The sequence below is a fragment of the Chryseobacterium sp. HNCC26DJ239 genome (assembly GCF_057180445.1).
The window spans coordinates 164,604-185,172 of the sequence record NZ_JBXUGJ010000001.1 but is presented as its reverse complement, the minus strand read 5'-3'; the positions used below and the strand labels follow the sequence as shown (position 1 = coordinate 185,172).

Below are 20,569 nucleotides of genomic sequence, written 5' to 3'. Positions count from 1 at the left end.
TTAAAACAATTATTCTTACTTTTGGGCAATGGAAAATTTTATAGTATCTGCAAGAAAATACCGTCCGCAGCAGTTTGACACTGTAGTTGGGCAGTCGCACATTACAGATACTTTAGAACATGCAATCGAAGAAAATCAGCTTGCACAAGCTTTATTGTTCTGTGGGCCAAGAGGTGTTGGGAAAACTACATGTGCCAGAATTCTTGCAAGAAAAATCAACGAAAAAGACGGTTCTGTTTCAGAAGATGGTTTTGCTTATAATATTTATGAGCTCGATGCCGCTTCAAACAACTCTGTTGATGATATTCGTGAATTAATCGATCAGGTAAGATATGCGCCACAAGTAGGGAAGTATAAGGTGTATATTATAGACGAGGTGCACATGTTGTCTTCTGCAGCTTTTAATGCTTTTCTTAAAACATTAGAAGAACCACCTGCTCACGCCATTTTCATTCTTGCGACGACAGAAAAGCATAAAATTATTCCGACCATTCTTTCCAGGTGTCAGATTTATGATTTCAAAAGAATCACAATTTTGGATATTCAGGAGCATTTAAGAAAAATTGCAGAGAAAGAATCTATTCAGTACGAAGACGATGCACTTTATCTAATTGCACAAAAAGCAGATGGTGCTTTAAGAGATGCACTTTCAATTTTTGATAGACTATCGACATTTTCGCATAAAAATATCACCTTAGCAAAAGCAGCGGAAGTTCTTAATATTTTAGATTACGATCAGTATTTAAATATTGTAGATTTAGCGAAAGAAAATAAAATACCAGAAGTTCTTTTTGCTTTCAATGAAATTGTAAAAAAAGGTTTTGATCCTCATACTTTTATCGCCGGTCTCGGGAATCATTTTAGAGATTTAATGATGGCTCAAAGTGCTTCTACAATTGAATTAATTGAAGTAGGAGATCAAACAAAAGCTAAATTTGCCGAACAAGCAAAAAGCTGGAGTCCGCAACTTTTGATTGATGGTATTGAAATCTGTAATCATGCAGATATTAATTATAAAAACTCTAAAAACCCAAGATTAACAGTAGAAATTGCTCTTATGCAATTATCTTCTCTAACAGGCGGTGTAGATGTTTTAAAAAAAAAAAGTTCTTAATACTGGCTCCGTTTCTTGAAGTAAAACAAGAAATAAAATTACCTAGCCAAGAGAAAAAAGCAGAACCTATACGAGTTGAAACTACGGAAGTAAAAACGACTTCTGAAGAGGCTGTCCCTGTAAAAAAAGTTGCAAAACCGTTATCTAGACCAAGTTCTTCGGGCGGACTGAGTATTTCATCTTTTATGAATAAGACAGAGCCTGTTGAAAAAGAGGAAGTTTTAGTAACAAAAACAGAAGATTTACCCAAAAACCATTTTACAGAAACTGATCTTCAAGCAGAGTGGAACCTTTTACTGAAACAATTGCAAACTAAAAATGTTTTCGTTTTTAATGCCGTAAAAGGTTTTAAATTGGAGAAAAAAGGCGAAAACATCATTCAGGTTTTATATCCATCAGATTCTGCCAAAACCGAGTTTGATAGAATTAGTGGAGAGTTTTTTAATCATTTTAAAAGAAAAGTTCATAATTATTCTATTGAAATTGAATACAAAAGAGACTTCGAAAATCTTAAAATTGAAGTTCTTACCAAAAGAAAAATCTACGAAAAATTTGCTGAAAAAAATCCTCTTTTGAAAGATTTAGATGATTTAATGAAGTTTGATTTGACATAATTTTATATATTTGTCTCGTTATTTTCATTCTTGAAAATAAAAATCAACGCATATTTAATCATAACCAATTGATTAACAGGTGTTATAACGAAATTTAAATGAATAAGATTTCTCTTACATCTCTGTTTTCAAACCCTTTTTTCGGGTATCAAACTGCTGAAACTTTCGGTGGTTATTTTGGTTTGTTTGCTAATTATTATAGAAATTTTACTGGATATTACCGATTTTATTGGTATAGCTAATTAAAATTTCTTTTCTAAAAAACAGAAACGCTTTCGTGAGATTTCTGTTTCCATTAAAATTATTTAACGGCTTTTTGAAAAGAATTATAAACCTTTTTATAATTTGAATTTACCCTGTATTTAAAATAAAAAAATAGAAATATGACTTTAAAAGATGTAAACAGTAACTGGATCGAAGATCTCTCGCAACCATTGATGATTGCAGGACCATGTAGTGCTGAAAGTGAGGCTCAGATGTTGGAAACGGCAAGGAGAATTCGTGAAACAAACATTAATGTTCCGGTTTTTCGCGCAGGAATTTGGAAGCCAAGAACAAAACCAAACGGTTTTGAAGGAGTAGGAGTGATTGGTCTTAACTGGTTGAAAAAAGTAAAAGAAGAATACGGGTTTAAAACTGCGACTGAGGTTGCCAATGCGCACCACGTTTTTGCAGCTTTGGAAGCAGATATAGATATTTTGTGGATTGGAGCTCGTTCTACGGTGAATCCTTTTACAGTTCAGGAAATTGCGACAGCTTTGAAAGGAACCAACAAAACTGTTTTGGTAAAAAACCCGGTAAATCCGGATCTTGCTTTATGGATTGGTGCTTTGGAAAGACTTTTAGGACAAGATATTAAAAATCTTGGCGTTATTCACAGAGGATTTTCTACTTACCAGAAAACGAAGTACAGAAATAATCCAAATTGGCAGATTGCTTTGGATTTCAAAAGTCAGTTTCCCAATATTCCGATGTTGATTGATCCTTCTCATATTTGCGGAAATCGTACAGGTTTGGCAGATATTACCCAAGAAGCGTTAAATGTTGGTTATCAAGGAGCTATTATAGAAACTCATAGCAATCCGGATGAAGCTTGGAGTGACGCGGCACAGCAAATTACACCGGAAGTTTTGGCAGATTTAATTTCAAATTTAAAAGTTAGAAATTCAGATTTGGCGAGTTTTGCAGGTGAAATGGGAAGACATAGAACGTTAATTTCGGACATCGATTTCCAAATTATAGAATTGCTTTCACAGAGAATGAAGATTTCAGAGAAAATAGGAAAATTGAAAAAAGAAAATGACATTGCTATTTTTCAGCCTGAAAGATGGAAAGAAATTACAGAATATGCTACTCAAAAAGCTAGAGAAACAGGCATGTCTCAAGAATTTATCGAGAAAATTTTTAAATCTATTCATGAAGAATCTATTGAAGTTCAAAACAACATTATGATTAATCAGTAAGTTTTAGTTTTAAAATTGAAGCAAAAAGGCTTGAAAAAGTAGAAAAACATTTCGTTTGACTGCCTTTTCAGGCCTTTTTATTTATATTTGCATCCAGTAAAAGAAATGAAAGGAAAAATCATTAAATCTACAGGAAGTTGGTATCAAGTTTTAGAACTAGAAACGCAACAAATCTTCGAAGCAAGAATTAGAGGAAAGTTTAAGCTTATAAAAACGAGGCTTACCAATCCTTTGGCTGTAGGCGATTTTGTAGAATTTCAGCTCGAGCAAGATGATATTGCGTGGATTACGAAAATTGAACCACGAACGAATTATTTGATCAGAAAATCTGTCAATTTGTCAAAAGAGGCACATATTATCGCTTCAAATATTGATATTGCTTGTTTTATTTTTACATTAAAACACCCAGAAACTTCTCTTGGTTTCTTAGATCGTTTCCTGGCTTGTTGCGAAGCCTATAACATTACACCGCTTATTCTCTTCAATAAAATGGATGTTTTGAATGAAGATGAAATTGAATTGGTGAAAGATATTGAGTTTTTGTACAACGAAATTGGGTATCAAACATTAGAAATTTCTTCTTATTCAAAATTAAATCTGGACGACCTCCAAGAGATTTTAAAAGATAAAACGTCTGTGTTTTTCGGGCATTCCGGTTGTGGTAAATCTACCTTGGTAAATGCTTTGCAGCCAGATTTGAATCTTCGTACTTCGGAAATCTCAGACACTCATTTAAAAGGAAAACATACGACAACTTTTGCGCAAATGTATTTTTGGCATTTTGGGGGAAATGTGATCGACACACCCGGAGTTCGTGAATTTGCAATGATTGATATCGAAAAAGAAGAAGTTCAGCATTATTTTCCAGAAATATTTAAAAAGAGAGAGGAGTGCAAATTTCATAACTGTCTTCATGTAAATGAGCCAAAATGTGCTGTGTTGGAAGGGCTTGAAACCGGAGAAATTCAACACTCTCGTTATTCTACTTACATCAAACTCATGGATGAGGCGGAAGAAAATACTATGGAATAATTATTTTTCAACAATAATTGATTATTTATATTCTTTAATTTAACTTGAATCTTTATGGACTGCGTTTTTAAATCAATTTCAAATTGTTGATTTAATAATTAAAATGCTGTTTTATTGAAAATAAAAAACCCAGCCGAAGCTGGGTAAAAACTAATAACCATGAAAACTCAAATTAAACATGAGAATCGGAATATAATAAACAATTACTGTGCCAAAGATTGTGGTACGTTTTCTTAATAAAAGTTATTTTCATGTTAAAAAAAACTTAAAAACAGATTTTTCAATTTTTTTCGTATTTTTGTGACAATAATTAAAATATCAATTTATGTCTAACATTACATTCACCATGATTAAGCCAGATGCAGTTGCAGACGGACACATTGGTGCAATTTTAGGAAAGATTTCTGAAGGAGGTTTCAAAATTAAAGCGTTAAAACTTACACAGCTTACTGTAGCAGATGCGAAAAAATTCTACGAAGTACACGCTGAAAGACCATTTTATGGTGAGTTGGTTGAATTTATGAGTTCAGGACCAATCGTTGCAGCGGTTTTAGAGAAAGAAAATGCTGTTGAAGATTTCAGAACTTTAATCGGAGCTACAAACCCAGCTGAAGCTGCTGAAGGAACAATCAGAAAAATGTTTGCAAGAAGCATTGGCGAAAATGCAGTACATGGTTCTGATTCTGATGAGAATGCTCTTATTGAGGCTCAATTCCATTTTTCAGGAAGAGAAATTTTCTAATTGAAAATACATAACATAAAAAATCCTGATGATTATTTCATCGGGATTTTTTTATCGGTTTATTCCCGATAATTTATTTGTCTATTGATCCTAAAACCTTTTGTGCAAAAGAGTTTAAGGCATCTTTTTCGCTCATGCCATTTTGTACATTTGCATGTACTTCAAGAGCGCCACAGATATTGGTGATCAATTCTCCGGCTACGTTCAAATCTTCTTCGCTCGTCCCTCTAAATTCGCAAAAACTTTCTAAAACTTCTAGTGTTTTTTCAAGGTTTTCAGGAGTTTGGTTTTGGTAGAACTGTCTTATAATTGGTAACTTCATTATAATTCGTTGAAAAGATTAATTAAACTTTCCGCTTGGTTAGACTGTACTTGGTTTATCAATTCTCCATTTTTGAATATAGCAAAAGTTGGTAAGTTGTCTACTTTTGCCAATTTTCTACTTTCTGGCAATTTTTCTGCATCTACATAAAGAAAAGGAATGTTTTCGTTTTCAGAAGCTAGCTTTTTGAATTTTGGCTTCATGATTCTGCAGTTTCCGCACCAAGTTGCACCATATTGTACCACTACTTTTTCGTTGTCGTTTACTATATTTTGTAGTGTATCTTCAGTTAATTCTGTATACATAAATTAAATTTTAGAATAAAATTTAACAATGTAGCAATCAAATAATTTATCAATATAACAATTGAATTTAACAGTTCAAAAATATTGGTAAACTGCTACATTGTTATATTGGTACATTTTATTTTGCTACATTGTTATATTAAAATTAAGATATTAATTTTTAGCTAAATATTCTGCAGTAGAAGTTCTGTCAGCTTTCATTGCTTCTTTACCTTCTTCCCAGTTTGCAGGACAAACTTCACCGTGCTTTTGTACGTGAGTATAAGCATCGATAAGTCTTAAAAATTCTTTTACATTTCTTCCTAAAGGCATATCGTTTACCGCTTCGTGAAAGATTTTACCAGTTTCGTCGATAAGGTAAGTTGCTCTGTAAGTAACGTTAGATCCTGTGAAAACTTCTTCTCCTTCTTCGTTGTATTCGAAATCCTGATCTACAATTCCTAAAATGTTTGCCAATTGTCTGTGTGTATCAGCTAAAAGTGGGTAAGTTACACCTTCGATACCACCGTTTTCTTTTGCAACGTTCAACCAAGCAAAGTGTACTTCGTTGGTATCGCAAGAAGCACCAATTACTTTAGTGTTTCTTTTTGCAAACTCTGGTAAAGCCTCTTGGAAAGCGTGAAGCTCAGTTGGGCAAACGAAAGTGAAATCTTTTGGGTACCAGAATAAAAGTACTTTTTGTTGGTTTTCAACAGCTTCTTGAAGTACGTTAATTCTTAAATCGTCACCCATATCAGACATTGCGTCGATTGTTACATTTGGGAATTTTTTTCCTACTAAAGACATAATTTTCTTGTTTTTTTAATTAAACTTTACGAGTGCAAATATATATAGATTTATCTATAATAAAAATGATTTTCAATAAATAAAATCTATAATAGTTTTTGGTTTAAAATCTATTATGAAGCCTATAAATTCGTGATTTTCATTAAAAGTAAATTTTGTTCGATTGGGTTTATCTATAAAAAGAAAGTCCGGAAAATTTCCAGACTTTACTTTGTATCTATTATTTACTTTCTTAGTTAAACTTTTCAAGTAAAACTTTAATTCTTCTCATAGCTTCTCTCAATTCGGCTTCAGAAGCTGCGTAGGAGAATCTGATGCATTCTGGGCTTCCAAAAGAAACTCCTCCAACGCATCCAACGTGGGCATTTTCTAATAGGAACATGGCAAAATCGTCTGAGTTTTTAATTTCGGTTCCATCCAAAGTTTTTCCTATATAATGGGAAACATCTGGGAACAGATAAAACGCAGCTTTTGGCAACAATACTTTGAAGCCAGGAATTTCTTTAATTAAATCAAATACAAGATCTCTTCTTTCTTTGAAAGCATCAATCATGTATTTATATTTTGAAGGATCATTTTTTAAAGCAGTGATCGAAGCTCTTTGTGCCACTGTATTTGCGCCACTCGTCATTTGCCCTTGAATTTTCTCACAGCCTTTTGCCAACCATTCTGGACACGCAGAATACCCAATTCTCCAACCTGTCATTGCAAAAGCTTTAGACATTCCGTTAATTACTGCAGTTTGCTCAAAAACCTCTGGAAACTGCGCAATAGATGTAGTTTTGGTTTCGTAATTAATATATTCGTAAATTTCGTCTGAAATGATTGTTACATGCGGATATTTAGCAACAACTTTGGCGATAGACTTTAGCTCGTCATAAGTGTAATATCCACCTGAAGGATTGCAGGGCGAACTGAAAAGAATGGCTTTTGTTTTATCTGTAATAGCTTCTTCCAGTTGTTCTGCAGTTACTTTAAAATCTGTAACGTAAGAAGTTGGTAAAACTACAGAGACGCCGCCCATCATTTTTACCATTTCGTCGTAGCTTACCCAATAAGGAGCGGGAAGAAGTACTTCGTCTCCGTCATTCAATAACGCAGCCAAAACATTGATAATTGATTGCTTTGCCCCGTTAGAAACGCAGATTTGAGAAGGTTTGTATTCTAAGTTATTATCTCTTTTTAATTTTGCAGAAATGGCTTCACGAAGCTCCAGAAAACCTGGAACAGGAGAGTAGTGGCTGTAGTTTTCGTTGATTGCATCGAAAGCAGCTTGTTTAATATCATCCGGAACATCAAAATCGGGTTCTCCTAAAGTTAAACTAATCACATCAATACCACTGGCTTTCATTTCTCTTGCTTTGTTAGACATCACAAAAGTCTGTGAGTAACCCAATCTGTTTACTCTTTCTGATAGTTTATTCATGAATTTTTTTGTCTTTTAAACAAAGATAGAATAAAAGAATGTGAGAAAAAACAAATTATAAAAAATATTAAAATTTTATATTTAGTTTAACAATATATGTTTTCTGGACATAAAAATTATTAAATCTAATGGCATAAATTTCAAAATTTTAGTAATAAAAAAGTTTACCGAAAATAAATTCGATAAACTTTCTGCAGGGTATAATTGTTAAGATAGATTTTCTAAACTAGCAAACTGAAAGAAATATTTTACTGTGATTTTGCTACTGGGTTGAAAACTTATTTAATCATTAATTTTCTAGTTGTTTTGATGCCGTTGTTGATGATTTCCACGATGTACATACCCGTTGCTAAATCGCTTACATCTAATTGTACTGTGTTTTTGTTTTCATGCTTTAAGTTTCTGTTGAATCTTTGCCCTAACATATTTATTAAAGCAATTTTTGCATTCGCCAATGGTTGGTTTGAACTGATGAAAACATTGTCTACAGTCGGGTTTGGATAAACTTTTAAAGTCGTTAGATAATTTAACTCTTCTGTGCTCAAAAATGTACTACCTGTAAAATCATATTGGTAAAAGCTTCCAAAATCAGGATTTAGTGTTTTAAGGGTTGCTCCAGAAGTAGATTTAATTACGGCATAGCCTGTTCCTTGTGCGGTATTTGCCCACCACTGCAAACCGTCATTTCCTGTATCGTAGATTTTTAATTTTAAACAACCTGTATTTTGGATGGTTTGTTGGTAAACTGTATTGTTAGCAGGTAAACTGTTTTGATACACAATATTGCCGTTAACGTCTGTAATTTGATAACTGTTCTGGTTGGCGTAGTTATTTGTTTTAATTTCTAAAACGAATGTATTAGGAAGAATTTCAGGTAAATCAAATTTAGAGTTGTAAGTATTATTATGGATGTATTGATCTGTTCCGTTATTGGGATTGGAAATTTCTACATAAAACTTATTATTAGAACCAAGAACATCAGACCAAAGTGCTGTAGAAGAAGGAAGTTCTACTTCGGCGGTTTGTAAAAATGCCAAATTCCCTGTCCAATTGTACGTTTGAGGAGAAGTGCTGCCATTCATCCAATAACTAATCGTTAGTGAAGTAAGGTTGGTAGAACCTGTATTTTGAATTTTAATGATTGGATTTCCACAAGTTTTTCCCACTCTTGTATAAAGTGCAGTGTTGTTTGGTGTAATAATGTCTATAACTGCAGCGTCTAAAGTGTGATTTGCAGGTCCGTAACCAACCAACTGGTGAGCGACATGATAAGTATAAGTTCCCGTACTTACAGGTGGGCTCGAAGTTGTATAGTCTATGGTAACATTGCTTCCGGGTGTTACATTCGGTGTTAAGATCTGCTCTTTCAGTAAAGTTTCTTCACCGGGACACCAACCTTGGCGATCGTAAGCCCAAGTTCCTCCTTGTGGGTAGATCGGGTTGTCTCCACAGCTTTGCGTGATGGTCCAATTATACAATTCGACATTGTTTAGCAATAATTTATGATAAATTTGACCTCCGTTTTGGCTAAATTCGCCTTGAGCTCCGTGTCCTGTGATGGAAGATTTCATTTTGAAATCAGTTGCTGCAGAATTTAAAGCAATAGATTTCGGTTCAAATTTGGTATCTGCTAAAATTTGCGCAATGGAAGCTGAACCAAGACTGTTTGTACCTTGCCAAATTTGGTCGTATTGTACTACATTTCTTGGGGGTGTTCCTACAATGAACCAAAATTCTAAATCCATATCTTCTTGCCATTCACCGCCCAATGTCATTAAGATTCTTTTATTATTTTTTAAAATGGTTTGATAATCTGTGGCGTCCATCAACCAATATTTACCCTTCATGCCTAAATCTAAATTGATTCCGTATGGGGTTACAAATGAAACTAATTGATTGTAATACGGTGTTCTTTCGACGTAGTTTAAACTAGCGATATTAATTACACCATCTTGAGCTAATGTATTTTGTGTAATTAAACTTCCTGTAGTTTCGTTGTAAATGTTTTCGTCCAGACTCCAGATTTCTTGAGGCGCGGTTTCGTTAATTTGATCTGTTAATCCCAATGATTGTTGAGATACAATACTTCTAGATACCATTAAATAGGTAGGTAATTTTGCAACAGGCCTATCTACAGAGGTTGTAACAATGTTATTTACATAGTCTCCTTTGTAAAATTTAAAGTTTGGTCTTTGGTTATTGACTTCGAAATTTTTAAATAGAGAAGAACCGTCTGTTATCGAAGTTTTGAATTCGTTTCCAATAAGAGTGGCATTATTTCCGTTTGGAGAACTGTCTATAATGGAAGTTCCGGTTTCATTGAATTGATAGTTCAATTGCAGATTAGAATAATTTGGATGAGAAGAGTCTATTTTTAAGTTCTTCCAATTACTAATAGTGGTTTGAGATAAATTGGTGTTCCAAATACGAACATCATCTACTAAACCGTTTAAGTATCGATTGTTTACGCCTTTGCTAATTCTCACTTTGTAAGAATCTGCATGAGAAATATTGGTGTTAATGGCTGCAGAACTGGTTGCAGATAATCCGTCTAAAACTCCATCAACATAGAAACTTACATTAGACAATGAACCTCCGTTTAAAACCACTGCAATATGGTGCCATTGATTGTCGTTCACATACGTGTTACCAACAACTCCAGCGCCGCTTATTTCAACTCTTAATCTTCCTGCAGCTAATCTAAATACCCACTTTTCGCCTGTAAAGTCTCTTCCCCAACTGCAAATTTCACCTTCACCATTAGAAGTTTTTATCCATGCTTCAATGGTTCTGCTTTGGGTTCCGCCCACGCCTTTGTAGCTGTTGGTTTCAACGTAATTATTGTTTGCAAACAAAAGATCCTTTTCATTCACACTATTAAGTGCCGAAATAAAACTTGTAGTACTTGATTCTACAGTAGTTTGAGCCAAAGAAGTTGCATCAATATTTGAGAAGCTAAATTCTACCAATAAATTTGAGGTTCCATTCCACATAAAAGGGGTGTGAAACTGAAATCTATTGAGTTGATTGGCTACAAATGTAGTGTTTTGGTAATACACTTCTGTTAAACCAGTTAAATCTACAGCACCGTTTAAGGCGGTCTTTGTAGTTTGTTTTAGTTTTATTTTTAAATATTTGGCTTGTCCTGCATTTTGTAAAATCATTAGACTTAGACCGTCGATTTCTCCCGCTGTTAATCCTGCAGCAGAAAGTTCAGAAGCAGTAATTAAATAATGTGATTTAGCTGCTAAATTTACAGTATTAAATGCTTTATTTAAAGAATTGGTTCCAGAGCCAATGTTTGCAATGGTTTCATTACTTGTGGAGGTAATCTGAACATTTGATTGATTTCCTCTGTAATAATTATAAACGGGTGTATTTTTGTATGGAAAACTTGTCCCTGAAAAATTGGTGATGAAATGACTAGGCGTAATGTTATTTACATTATGTGTTTTGGAAGGGTCTACAACATAAGTATTGCAAGAATAATCCCACTCGCCGCATCCTAAATTGGTATTTGATGAGTTGGATACCAAGCCGTCTTTACAGCGCATGCTGTACTTCAACAGTATTTTTTCGAAAGTTAAATTGGGATTGTTAGGGAAGGCAATTACCGTATCCCTTGTGGTACTGTTATAATTAAATGCTTTAACCTTAATTGTATCTCCAATAGATTGAGCTTTTAATACAAATATGTTAAAGAATAACAGTAAAAGTGAAAATTTTTTCATTTTTATTATTTATTTGTTGCTAAATATAGTGAAAAACGATTCGTTTGTCTTTTTTTCTGCAAAGGTGATTTATTTGTGCTGATATAGATGTTTTAAATCTGTAGTTTTGGTTTTGATTATCGGGAGGTTACATTTTTCGGTGTTGAAATATTGTTTGTCTTTTTTGCTTAAAATAAATATCAAATTGTATTCACTTTACATTTTTAGGAGTAAATTATTTTCGCGTTTTTTAACAATCAAATTAAAATCTTATAATATCATAAAATTGTATTTCTAGATAATGTTATTATTGAAAAATAGAATTGTTTTAAAGCTCATCACATCAAAATAGAATTCAAACAGTGCATTGTCAAAAATTAATTATTAATTTAATTTTTTTGATAAAGATTAATCTAAATTAAACTTGATAAAAGACTTCAAAAGGTTTATTTTTGCTCATTATAATATAAAAGATGTCTACAGCGTTATTGTTAAAATACTTCCCGAATCTTACTGATACTCAGAAAGAACAGTTTGCAAAACTTGAAAGTTTGTATAATGAATGGAATGAAAAAATAAATGTAATTTCTCGAAAAGATATGGAATCTCTTTACGAAAAACACATTTTACATTCTTTGGGAATAGCGAAAGTAATGGAATTTGCACCTGGAACGAAAGTTTTGGATATCGGAACCGGAGGAGGTTTTCCGGGAATTCCTTTGGCAATTCTTTTTCCTGAAACGCAGTTTACGTTAATTGATTCTATCGGGAAAAAAATTACGGTGGTAAACGCTGTTGCTGAAGGAGTTGGCTTAACGAACGTTACGGCAATACACGGAAGAGCAGAAAAATTAAAAGATAAATTCCACTTTGTGGTAAGCAGAGCGGTTACTCAAATGCCGGAATTTCTTCGTTGGTTGAAAGGTAAATTTGAAAAAGAGCAGTTCAATCCCAAACATAATGGTGTTCTTTATTTAAAAGGTGGCGACCTTGCGGAAGAATTAGCAGGAATTAGATGTGAAATTTTCAATTTGAAAACTTATTTTGAAGAAGAATTTTACGAAACTAAAAAAGTTGTTTATCTATCAAAAGGTAATTTTAATTCATAATTTCGTACATTTATTCTTTGAATTTTAATAAAACAACAAAAAGTTACAAAATATATTAATGCAATGAAAACTTTATTGAATTTAGGATTTTTAGGGGCGCTTGCTGGTTTTTTATTTGTATCATGTAATGATAATGACGATTACGAAACTATAGAATCTGTCGCAAAAGTAAAAATTGATAGTGTGAAGATTGTGAACGATACAATGGATGTTTTTGGTGTACAAAGCATTAGAACATACTCTCAATATAATGCCAATTGTGAAGGTTTTTATGGATACGATTACGTTCATACTGCAGATTTTGAAAGAACTGTAACTTCATATAAATTTAAAACCAATGCCAATTGCGGAACAGGAACTTTTTCTGGTGGAAATCAAATAAATTTTGCACCCAAATCAGTTGGAACCTATACGTTCAAATTTTGGAACGGAGACAATAATTACATCACCAAAACAATTGTTGTACAATAATGAAGTTTAAATTTTCGATTATTGCAACATTTTTGGTTTTAGGTTTATCTGCACAAAAAATTAACTGGAGTGAAGGCAGAAAGTTGGTTTGGAAAGATTTTCAAGGAGATACGAATCTCGGAAAATCTTCTGCTGTAGTTGCTTTGGCAAGTTGTGGAGTAGGCTATTCTGCGCAAACAACAACCAATCCGAAAGCTTCTGTAAAAATTGATGTTTCCGTTTATTTTGATACTCAAAAATCTTGGAAATTAAAAGATAGAGTTACAGATTATGTTCTTTTGCACGAACAAAAACACTTTGATATTGCAGAACTTTTCGGAAGAAAATTGAGAAAGAAAATCGCTGAAAGCATTAAAAATTCTTTAGATTATCAAACTAAATTTCCTGCTTTGTACAATCAAAATTTGGCAGAGTATAAAAGTTTTCAAAAGAAATATGATGAAGAAACTCAGCATGGCATAGACAAAGAAAAGCAAGCTTTTTATAACAATTTGATTTCCGAAGAACTTCAAAAACTTAATAAATATCGAGAAAGTTGAAATTTCTTAACAAAATAATCACAGAATTACTGAGCCAAGAAAGCGACCTTTCGCAGTTCAGTATTGTATTGCCGGGAAAAAGACCAATTGTTTTTATCAGGCAAATTCTCGAAGAAAAAAAATATTCCGGTTTTTTACCGGATTTTTTTACGATTGAAGAGCTCATTACCGATATTGTTGCTCAGCAACCTATTCAAGGGATTTCTTTGTGGCTTTTTGCTTACGAAGTGTACCGAAAGCAAAGTTTTGTTCCGATGGATAGTTTTTCAGATTTTTTAAAATGGTTTCCAACTTTGCAGAAAGATTGGGACGATATTTTGAAATTTTCTGAAAGTGATACGGCGGTTTTACAATATATGTTTGATGAAGAGCGCATTAAAGAATGGGCGCAAGATTTAGGTGATGATGATGTTCCGAGAAAAAAATTCTTGAATTTTTGGCGAAACATGAATCAATATTTACCAGTTTTAAAATCTGCTTTGCTGGAAAAAAATTGGGCTACTTCGGGAATGATTCATGAAATTGCCAAAGAAAAAATACAGCAATACGCCAAAGAAATCGATAAGAAATTTGTTTTTTGTGGCTTTAATGCTTTTACTCCGGTTGAAGAAAAATTAGTAAGAAACCTTTTGCAGTGGGACAAAGCACAATGTTTTTTTCAGGGAGACCATTATTATTTTGATGATGAAAGGCAAGAAGCTGGGAAATTTTTAAGAAGTCATACCACTTGGAAAGAGTTCAATGATGTTCGAGATTTTAACTGGATTGAGAACGATTTCAATCAAAAGAAAAACCTTAAAGTATATGAAGTTTCGGGAAATATTAGTCAGACTAAAATTTTACCTGAAATTTTTGCTGAAAATACCGACAAAACTTATTCAGATACAGCTGTAGTTTTACTGGATGAAAATCTTTTACCCGCAAGTTTGGATGTAATGCATTCGGTTGAATATCTGAATATTACTATGGGTTTTCCTCTGAAAAATCTGTCGTTTTCAAATGCCATTAAAAACCTTTTTTACCTTCAAAAACAATTAGAAAAGAAAAAAACAACGTATTATTACAGAGATATTTACCCGATTTTGGAAGAACTTCCTACTTCCGAAAACGATGAAAAAGTAATCTCCGATTTTAAATCTAAAGTTGAAGAAAGAAACATCGTATACATTTCGCAAAAACTTTTTGCCGAACTTTTATCTGAACTTTCTTACTTTAAGCTTTTGTTAAAAGCAAGATCAGCGCAAGATTATCTCGATTTGCTCATCGATTTTTGTGCCGGTTTGAAATGGTTGGATATTGATGATATTCAATATGAAAACATTTCGCATTTTGAAAACGCTTTCAGACTTATTAAAAACCAGATTCTTCCCTACAATTTTGCCATTAAAATGGAAACTTTGGAGGTTCTCATCAATCAACACATTAATACAGAAAGTATCGATTTTCAGGGCGAACCGTTGAAAGGTTTACAAGTAATGGGGCTTTTAGAAACACGTTTGCTGAATTTTAAAAACGTGATTTTACTTTCGGTAAACGAAGGAAAACTTCCGCTCGGAAATTCACAAAATACATACATTCCTTTTGATATTCGACGTCATTTTGAGCTTCACACTTATCTTGAAAACGACAGTATTTATGCTTACCATTTTTATCGACTGATTCAGGATGCAGAAAATGTTCATCTCTTATATAATGCGTTAAGTTCTGGTGTTAATACTGGCGAAAAAAGCCGTTTCATTACACAAATTGAAATGGAAAGTAACCATGAAATTGAACATTTAATTATTGAAAACACCAGCGAACCGATAAAAACTGAACCTGTAGAAATCGAAAAGACAACAGCGGTTTTGGAACGTTTACAACTTTGGAAAGAGCGCGTTTCGGCTTCACATTTAACGAGTTATCTTTATAATCCTGTAGATTTTTATATTTCTAAAATCCTTAATACCGCAGAAACTGACGAAATTGAAGAAGAACTTTCTGTAAGAAATTATGGAAATTTGGTGCATTATTCTCTTCAAGATATTTATGAGAATTTAAAAGGTAAGTTTTTGACTGAGAAAGATTTACAAGATTCAATTAAAGCGGTAGATACTTATGTTGATGGTGCTATTGATAAGCTAAAACATCAACCTGAATTCTACGAAAAAGGGATGAATTTTATTCATAGAGCCATTGCGAAAAAAGTAATTATTTCTTTACTCAATTTCGACCTTGATTTGGTGAAAACTGGAAATCAGTTGAAAATTATTGATATTGAAAGAAAATTCGAGAAAATAGATTTTTATTTAGATGAAGAAACGAAAGATAAAATTTCTTTTTATGGCTATATCGATAGAATCGACCAATTGAACGGAACGGTAAGAATTATCGATTACAAGACAGCAAAAACCAAAAATTTAAGTGTGAAAATTGACGAGTCTAATATTGATGAATATTTTCACAACAGCGAACGTAAACAAGCCTTACAACTTTGTATTTATCAATATGTTGTGCAAAGTTTACCTGAATTTTGGGGATTCCCGATTGAAACTGGAATTTGGAGTTTTGCCGAAGCTAAAAAAGGCGTTGCTTCTTTAAATTTTGATAAAGGAAATCTAGACGACGCGATGGTTGCGGTAAAAAATATTATTTTAGAAATCCTAAATCCTGAAGTCGGTTTTACAGAAAATGTGAAGACTTTTACAGGAAGTTGATTTTTGAGGTTACCAGACGAGGCGGGAGCTTCGCTCCCGCCTCGTCTGGTTTCTTTCGGCGCCGGCTTCGCCGGCGCCGAAAGAAATTCCATCTAAGAATTTTACAATTGCCTTAGTTTTTCTTTAAATTCTTCCTGATTGTAGACTTTTAGATTCTTATCAATATCTTCTACTGTAACATTTTTAGCATCTTTTTCTACAGATTTTGCTTCAATAGATAAATAATCTGTTTCAACTTTTAAGACAAGTCCAGGAAAGTTATAATATGTAAAAGGACCTGTTTTTATTTTGATTTGTTCTGTGTACCAAACTTTTGTGTTTATTTTACTTTGGTTTTCTACTGTTGCAATTTTACAGTTGTATCCTAAGACTTTTTCTTTTGAATCTATTATTTCTAATATTTTATCATCTGGAATACCAGATTGATAAAATTCTTCGCCTTTTATATTTTGAAGAGCATAAAATGTTGGATTATCTTTACGTTTTATAGCCTTTATTTTTGGCGTTGAAAAAGTATTTAAAGGAACTTCAGTTAAATAAATTCGTTTCGGTTTGTTTACGGTATCGTATATTGGAGGAGCAGGAAAAGATTCATAAACTGAATTTCCGTCTAGATAAGAAAGGATATGTTTTTGTTTTTCATTTTGTTGTTTTTCAGCTCTTTTACGAAAATCTTCACTACCAAAATTTGGTAGTTTCTGGTTTTTAAACTGTACAGCATATTCAACCTTCAACGATTGAGATTTTATGAAAGTGAGCGAGAGTAATACAGCAGTTAAAATGAAAGTTTTTGTCATCATTATTATTTATTGTTTTAAAATCCTTGTTGTGTGAATTCAAAAATAATAAAATAGATAACTGCAGAATTCTATTTAAAAAACTTTAGCAAAAGTTTATTACATTTTAACTAAAAAAAATATCCGACTATTTAAAAGCCGGATAGTGTATCATTTTTTTAGTCATTTAAAATGCATTAAAACCAGTAATATCCAATCCTGTAATCAATAAATGTACATCGTGAGTTCCTTCGTAGGTAATTACAGATTCTAGGTTTGCGGCGTGGCGCATCATTGGGAATTCTCCCATGATACCCATTCCGCCAAGAATTTGTCTGGATTCTCTTGCAATATCGATGGCCATTTTCACATTGTTTCTTTTCGCCATTGAAATTTGAGCTGGACTTGCTTTATGCTCGTTTTTTAGATTTCCTAATTGCAGACAAAGCAATTGTGCTTTGGTAATTTCAGTTAAAAATTCTGCCAATTTTTTCTGTTGAAGCTGGTAAGAGCCAATTGGTTTTCCAAATTGTTTTCTCTCTTTTGAATATTGTACAGCTGTACAGTAACAGTCGATTGCAGCGCCAATCACACCCCAAGAAATTCCGTATCGAGCAGAGTTTAAACAAGATAATGGACCTTTCAAGCCAACAACATTGGGTAATAGATTTTCTTTAGGAACTTTTACGTTATTGAAAACCAATTCACCGGTTTTAGAAGCTCTTAAACTCCATTTGTTGTGGGTTTCTGGTGTGGTGAAGCCTTCCATATTTCTTTCAACGATTAAACCTTGAATTTTTCCTTCTTCATTTTTCGCCCAAACTACGGCAATATCACAAAGTGGAGCATTGGTAATCCACATTTTAGCACCATTTAAAAGATAATAATCTCCCATATCTTTAAAATGTGTCTCCATTGAACCTGGGTCTGAACCGTGATTAGGTTCTGTAAGTCCGAAAGAACCAATCATTTCACCAGAAGCAAGTTGGGGTAAATATTTTCTTTTTTGTTCTTCAGAACCAAATTCATTGATTGGGAACATCACCAAAGAACTTTGAACAGACGCTGCAGAACGCACCGCCGAATCACCTCTTTCCAATTCCTGCATAATTAATCCGTAAGATATTTGATCTAAACCAGAACCTCCATATTCTTCAGGAATATAAGGTCCTAAAGCTCCAATTTTTCCTAATTCTTTCATTAAATCAGGCAAATCGGTGTGGTTTTGGGCAGCTTCATCTATTTTTGGCATTACAAAACTCTCAACCCAATCTCTCACAGATTGTCTTATAAGTTTGTGCTCTTCGGTTAAAAAAGAATCTATTCCAAAATAATCTGGTATACTTGTAAGAGGATAATATGACATGAATTTTTGTTTTTCTAAAAATAAGATTTTTTAGAGACCGACAAAAAAATATGTGTTGTAATCTTTAGTGCGACGAGATATTTAGCTGAAATCTTCATCTAAATATGTGTAAGGCTTTGATTTTGAGTGGTATTTCTCAATAAATTTATACAAGTAAGGCGCTTTGTTTGCAGAGCCATCGTAGAGTTTTTCTAGTCTTTCAAGCATATTCATGCTTAAAATTTTTCTCTGAAAGTTGTTTCTTCTAAAGGTTTCTCCTAAAATTGTCTCGTATAAACTTTGAAGGTCTTTCATTGTAAATTTCTCCGGAAGAAGGTTAGAAGCAGCAACTTGAGTATCGATGTTATCTCTTAAAAATTCTAGTCCAGACTTAATAATTCTATCATGATCAAAAGCCATTTGAGGAAGTTTATCTACCTCAAACCAGTCACAGGTTTCGTTGAAGGCATCAGGAAATGTATTGGCCAAAGAAAAATCAATCAAACTGCAATATCCTACCGTTAAAAAACGTTGAAAAATCCAGTGATCTTCTGTAATATCCAATCCTTTATTTTGAATCAGGATTTTGTGAACATTGTTTTCGGTTCTGTTCAGTCTTCCAAAAGTGTGAAACTGTTCTAAGAAAATATCTTTCAGGCGAGTTCTTTCATACAAAACTCTCGCGGCAGCATGTCTTAAATCTTCATCTAAGAAAACGAAACCACCGGGAAGCGAATACAAATCTAGATCATGGTATTTAAGGAGTAAAACTTTCAAAATACCGTTATGAAAACCAAAAATAGTACAGTCTACCGACACATTCGGAATAAAATCTTTGCTGTCGATTAGTTCTTTTAGCGTTTCAATACTTTTGTTATGATCTGTTTTCATGCTGTAAAATTAAAATTATTTCTATAATTTTTGATGAAGGAGCTTAAAAAATGAAAATCCTAATATAAACACCACAATTACAGCTACAAAAATGTAGGCAGCGTATAAGTTGAGAAGGTTTTGCTGGAATAAAATAGATATAATCGCAGAACTTGCCGAGCTTCCTAGTGAAGAAAAAATCACAATTATAGAAGTGAGCACATTAATTCTGTCTTTTTCTGCAAAAGAAATCATTTTTGAATTGGCAACAGGGTAGAGCGGTGCAAGAAAAAAACCAATGATAGGAAATATAAACAGAAGTAATCTAGATTTTTCATCACCCATAAACTGGATCATCATGATAACCGATAATATAAGGAGAACCATAAATACACAGAAGTAAAAGTATTTCGAAAGCTCAAACTTTTTAATGATGTGCGAAGTAATGATCCTTCCCAAGTAGCAAAAAACTGCTAAAAATGAAGATGCCTGCAATGCGTAAAAAGAATTTACTCCTAAATGCCTTTTGTAAAAAGAGGGTAGCCAAGAGTTGAAAGACTGTTCGGTAAAAACAATAAAAAAAGCGAGCCCAAAGAAAGCAATAAAGGCCGGTTTCCCGAAGCCACTAAGATCAGGAAGAAGGCTATTATTCTTATTTTTTGTTTCAGCGAGATGTATTTTGGAGAAAAGATAAATTGTATAGAGGCTTATAATAGAAATTCCAAAAAAGCCAAATTTCCAGTATTCTCCGTATTTGCTGGAGATAAGCCATCCAAAACCTGTATTTACTACAAAAATACCAATCATAAAAGAAGCTTCTACACTTGTCATTGTTTTCGCTAAAGCTTTTTCCTCCAAAATGTTATTCTTTATAATACTGAAAACGCAGATTTTCCCTAAAGCAAAACACGTCCCTATAATAGCAAACCAGAGTTTGTAAAACCAAAAAACTTGCGCGAAAGGCAATATTAATGAGCAAACACCAACAATAGAAAGTGCTAAAATTATTGATTTTTTTGTTCCCATTCTGCTAATAAAATTTACGGCAAAAAGAGAAATAAAAGCAATGGGTAAATCTTTAAAAGATTCTAAAAAACCAAGTTTATTATATGAAATATTTTCATCTGAAAGTTGAAGGATAATAATTCCCATACAGTTCAAAACCATAGAAAAGATAAGGAAAGTTAGTTTGAGCGGTAAAGCAATTTTTGTAATGTTCGTGGGCATTTCCGGTATTATTTATTCAGTT

The 20,569-nt window shown here is 33.0% G+C and carries 19 protein-coding genes; 10 read left to right on the top strand and 9 right to left on the bottom strand.

Translation table 11 applies throughout. The annotated features are described in order from the left end of the window. Positions 1-28: 28 nt before the first annotated feature. The 6 genes from dnaX (at position 29) to AC2A1D_RS00885 (ending at position 4,965) form a co-directional block, all read left to right on the top strand. Complete coding sequence (gene dnaX, locus AC2A1D_RS00910) at positions 29-1,114, top strand: DNA polymerase III subunit gamma/tau (protein WP_484041786.1); 1,086 nt, start codon at positions 29-31, stop codon at positions 1,112-1,114. A 185-nt stretch (positions 1,115-1,299) separates the two neighbouring features. Continuing rightward, positions 1,300-1,728, top strand: coding sequence for a hypothetical protein (locus AC2A1D_RS00905; protein ID WP_484041785.1), 429 nt, complete (start codon positions 1,300-1,302; stop codon positions 1,726-1,728). A 98-nt stretch (positions 1,729-1,826) separates the two neighbouring features. Next, positions 1,827-1,970, top strand: a complete 144-nt coding sequence (locus AC2A1D_RS00900) for a hypothetical protein (RefSeq protein WP_484041784.1) — start codon at positions 1,827-1,829, stop codon at positions 1,968-1,970. A gap of 141 nt (positions 1,971-2,111) precedes the next feature. Further along, a complete protein-coding gene (locus AC2A1D_RS00895) occupies positions 2,112-3,191 on the top strand; it encodes a chorismate mutase (protein WP_484041783.1) in 1,080 nt (359 codons plus the stop codon). A 105-nt stretch (positions 3,192-3,296) separates the two neighbouring features. Beyond that, the gene (gene rsgA / locus AC2A1D_RS00890) at positions 3,297-4,223 is read left to right on the top strand and encodes a ribosome small subunit-dependent GTPase A (RefSeq protein ID WP_484041782.1); all 927 of its coding nucleotides are present in this window, start codon (positions 3,297-3,299) and stop codon (positions 4,221-4,223) included. A gap of 325 nt (positions 4,224-4,548) precedes the next feature. Next, the gene (locus tag AC2A1D_RS00885; RefSeq protein ID WP_266175093.1) at positions 4,549-4,965 is read left to right on the top strand and encodes a nucleoside-diphosphate kinase; all 417 of its coding nucleotides are present in this window, start codon (positions 4,549-4,551) and stop codon (positions 4,963-4,965) included. Between the two features lie 73 nt (positions 4,966-5,038). Here AC2A1D_RS00885 and AC2A1D_RS00880 read toward each other — a convergent pair whose 3' ends face one another. The 5 genes from AC2A1D_RS00880 to AC2A1D_RS00860 all read right to left on the bottom strand — a co-directional run bounded on the left by AC2A1D_RS00880 (position 5,039) and on the right by AC2A1D_RS00860 (position 11,535). Next, positions 5,039-5,287: a DUF6952 family protein gene (locus AC2A1D_RS00880; protein ID WP_100375496.1), complete on the bottom strand. Its 249-nt coding sequence runs from the start codon at positions 5,285-5,287 to the stop codon at positions 5,039-5,041. After that, positions 5,287-5,592: a thioredoxin family protein gene (locus AC2A1D_RS00875; protein ID WP_484041781.1), complete on the bottom strand. Its 306-nt coding sequence runs from the start codon at positions 5,590-5,592 to the stop codon at positions 5,287-5,289. Before AC2A1D_RS00875 ends, AC2A1D_RS00880 begins: the two co-directional genes overlap by 1 nt. 153 nt (positions 5,593-5,745) lie before the next feature. After that, the gene (locus tag AC2A1D_RS00870; RefSeq protein ID WP_484041780.1) at positions 5,746-6,378 is read right to left on the bottom strand and encodes a peroxiredoxin; all 633 of its coding nucleotides are present in this window, start codon (positions 6,376-6,378) and stop codon (positions 5,746-5,748) included. 232 nt (positions 6,379-6,610) lie between these two features. Next, on the bottom strand, positions 6,611-7,804 hold the full coding sequence (locus AC2A1D_RS00865) for a pyridoxal phosphate-dependent aminotransferase (protein ID WP_484041779.1): 1,194 nt from the start codon (positions 7,802-7,804) through the stop codon (positions 6,611-6,613). A 278-nt stretch (positions 7,805-8,082) separates the two neighbouring features. Then, complete coding sequence (locus AC2A1D_RS00860; RefSeq protein ID WP_484041778.1) at positions 8,083-11,535, bottom strand: LamG-like jellyroll fold domain-containing protein; 3,453 nt, start codon at positions 11,533-11,535, stop codon at positions 8,083-8,085. A gap of 452 nt (positions 11,536-11,987) precedes the next feature. Here AC2A1D_RS00860 and rsmG point away from each other — a divergent pair, with 452 nt between their 5' ends. The 4 genes from rsmG to AC2A1D_RS00840 all read left to right on the top strand — a co-directional run bounded on the left by rsmG (position 11,988) and on the right by AC2A1D_RS00840 (position 16,329). Further along, entirely contained in the window at positions 11,988-12,623 is a 636-nt protein-coding gene (gene rsmG, locus AC2A1D_RS00855; RefSeq protein ID WP_484041777.1) for a 16S rRNA (guanine(527)-N(7))-methyltransferase RsmG, read from the top strand. A 63-nt stretch (positions 12,624-12,686) separates the two neighbouring features. Further along, the gene (locus AC2A1D_RS00850; RefSeq protein ID WP_484041776.1) at positions 12,687-13,094 is read left to right on the top strand and encodes a hypothetical protein; all 408 of its coding nucleotides are present in this window, start codon (positions 12,687-12,689) and stop codon (positions 13,092-13,094) included. Then, positions 13,094-13,633, top strand: a complete 540-nt coding sequence (locus AC2A1D_RS00845) for a DUF922 domain-containing protein (protein WP_484041775.1) — start codon at positions 13,094-13,096, stop codon at positions 13,631-13,633. Before AC2A1D_RS00850 ends, AC2A1D_RS00845 begins: the two co-directional genes overlap by 1 nt. Then, complete coding sequence (locus tag AC2A1D_RS00840) at positions 13,630-16,329, top strand: PD-(D/E)XK nuclease family protein (protein WP_484041774.1); 2,700 nt, start codon at positions 13,630-13,632, stop codon at positions 16,327-16,329. Before AC2A1D_RS00845 ends, AC2A1D_RS00840 begins: the two co-directional genes overlap by 4 nt. A gap of 101 nt (positions 16,330-16,430) precedes the next feature. Here the strand turns inward: AC2A1D_RS00840 and AC2A1D_RS00835 are convergent, their stop codons facing one another. The 4 genes from AC2A1D_RS00835 to AC2A1D_RS00820 all read right to left on the bottom strand — a co-directional run bounded on the left by AC2A1D_RS00835 (position 16,431) and on the right by AC2A1D_RS00820 (position 20,547). Then, positions 16,431-17,129: a GLPGLI family protein gene (locus AC2A1D_RS00835; RefSeq protein ID WP_484041773.1), complete on the bottom strand. Its 699-nt coding sequence runs from the start codon at positions 17,127-17,129 to the stop codon at positions 16,431-16,433. A gap of 163 nt (positions 17,130-17,292) precedes the next feature. After that, positions 17,293-18,471: an acyl-CoA dehydrogenase family protein gene (locus AC2A1D_RS00830; protein WP_484041772.1), complete on the bottom strand. Its 1,179-nt coding sequence runs from the start codon at positions 18,469-18,471 to the stop codon at positions 17,293-17,295. Between the two features lie 81 nt (positions 18,472-18,552). After that, positions 18,553-19,341: an NUDIX hydrolase gene (locus tag AC2A1D_RS00825; protein WP_484041771.1), complete on the bottom strand. Its 789-nt coding sequence runs from the start codon at positions 19,339-19,341 to the stop codon at positions 18,553-18,555. A 21-nt stretch (positions 19,342-19,362) separates the two neighbouring features. Further along, on the bottom strand, positions 19,363-20,547 hold the full coding sequence (locus tag AC2A1D_RS00820; protein ID WP_484041770.1) for an MFS transporter: 1,185 nt from the start codon (positions 20,545-20,547) through the stop codon (positions 19,363-19,365). Positions 20,548-20,569 lie beyond the last annotated feature (22 nt).

Bases quoted from the DNA above. Each gene is read 5' to 3' on its own strand.
- dnaX (WP_484041786.1), top strand. From the start codon at position 29: ATGGAAAATTTTATAGTATCTGCAAGAAAATACCGTCCGCAGCAGTTT.
- AC2A1D_RS00905 (WP_484041785.1), top strand. From the start codon at position 1,300: ATGAATAAGACAGAGCCTGTTGAAAAAGAGGAAGTTTTAGTAACAAAA.
- AC2A1D_RS00900 (WP_484041784.1), top strand. From the start codon at position 1,827: ATGAATAAGATTTCTCTTACATCTCTGTTTTCAAACCCTTTTTTCGGG.
- AC2A1D_RS00895 (WP_484041783.1), top strand. From the start codon at position 2,112: ATGACTTTAAAAGATGTAAACAGTAACTGGATCGAAGATCTCTCGCAA.
- rsgA (WP_484041782.1), top strand. From the start codon at position 3,297: ATGAAAGGAAAAATCATTAAATCTACAGGAAGTTGGTATCAAGTTTTA.
- AC2A1D_RS00885 (WP_266175093.1), top strand. From the start codon at position 4,549: ATGTCTAACATTACATTCACCATGATTAAGCCAGATGCAGTTGCAGAC.
- AC2A1D_RS00880 (WP_100375496.1), bottom strand. From the start codon at position 5,287: ATGAAGTTACCAATTATAAGACAGTTCTACCAAAACCAAACTCCTGAA.
- AC2A1D_RS00875 (WP_484041781.1), bottom strand. From the start codon at position 5,592: ATGTATACAGAATTAACTGAAGATACACTACAAAATATAGTAAACGAC.
- AC2A1D_RS00870 (WP_484041780.1), bottom strand. From the start codon at position 6,378: ATGTCTTTAGTAGGAAAAAAATTCCCAAATGTAACAATCGACGCAATG.
- AC2A1D_RS00865 (WP_484041779.1), bottom strand. From the start codon at position 7,804: ATGAATAAACTATCAGAAAGAGTAAACAGATTGGGTTACTCACAGACT.
- AC2A1D_RS00860 (WP_484041778.1), bottom strand. From the start codon at position 11,535: ATGAAAAAATTTTCACTTTTACTGTTATTCTTTAACATATTTGTATTA.
- rsmG (WP_484041777.1), top strand. From the start codon at position 11,988: ATGTCTACAGCGTTATTGTTAAAATACTTCCCGAATCTTACTGATACT.
- AC2A1D_RS00850 (WP_484041776.1), top strand. From the start codon at position 12,687: ATGAAAACTTTATTGAATTTAGGATTTTTAGGGGCGCTTGCTGGTTTT.
- AC2A1D_RS00845 (WP_484041775.1), top strand. From the start codon at position 13,094: ATGAAGTTTAAATTTTCGATTATTGCAACATTTTTGGTTTTAGGTTTA.
- AC2A1D_RS00835 (WP_484041773.1), bottom strand. From the start codon at position 17,129: ATGATGACAAAAACTTTCATTTTAACTGCTGTATTACTCTCGCTCACT.
- AC2A1D_RS00830 (WP_484041772.1), bottom strand. From the start codon at position 18,471: ATGTCATATTATCCTCTTACAAGTATACCAGATTATTTTGGAATAGAT.
- AC2A1D_RS00825 (WP_484041771.1), bottom strand. From the start codon at position 19,341: ATGAAAACAGATCATAACAAAAGTATTGAAACGCTAAAAGAACTAATC.
- AC2A1D_RS00820 (WP_484041770.1), bottom strand. From the start codon at position 20,547: ATGCCCACGAACATTACAAAAATTGCTTTACCGCTCAAACTAACTTTC.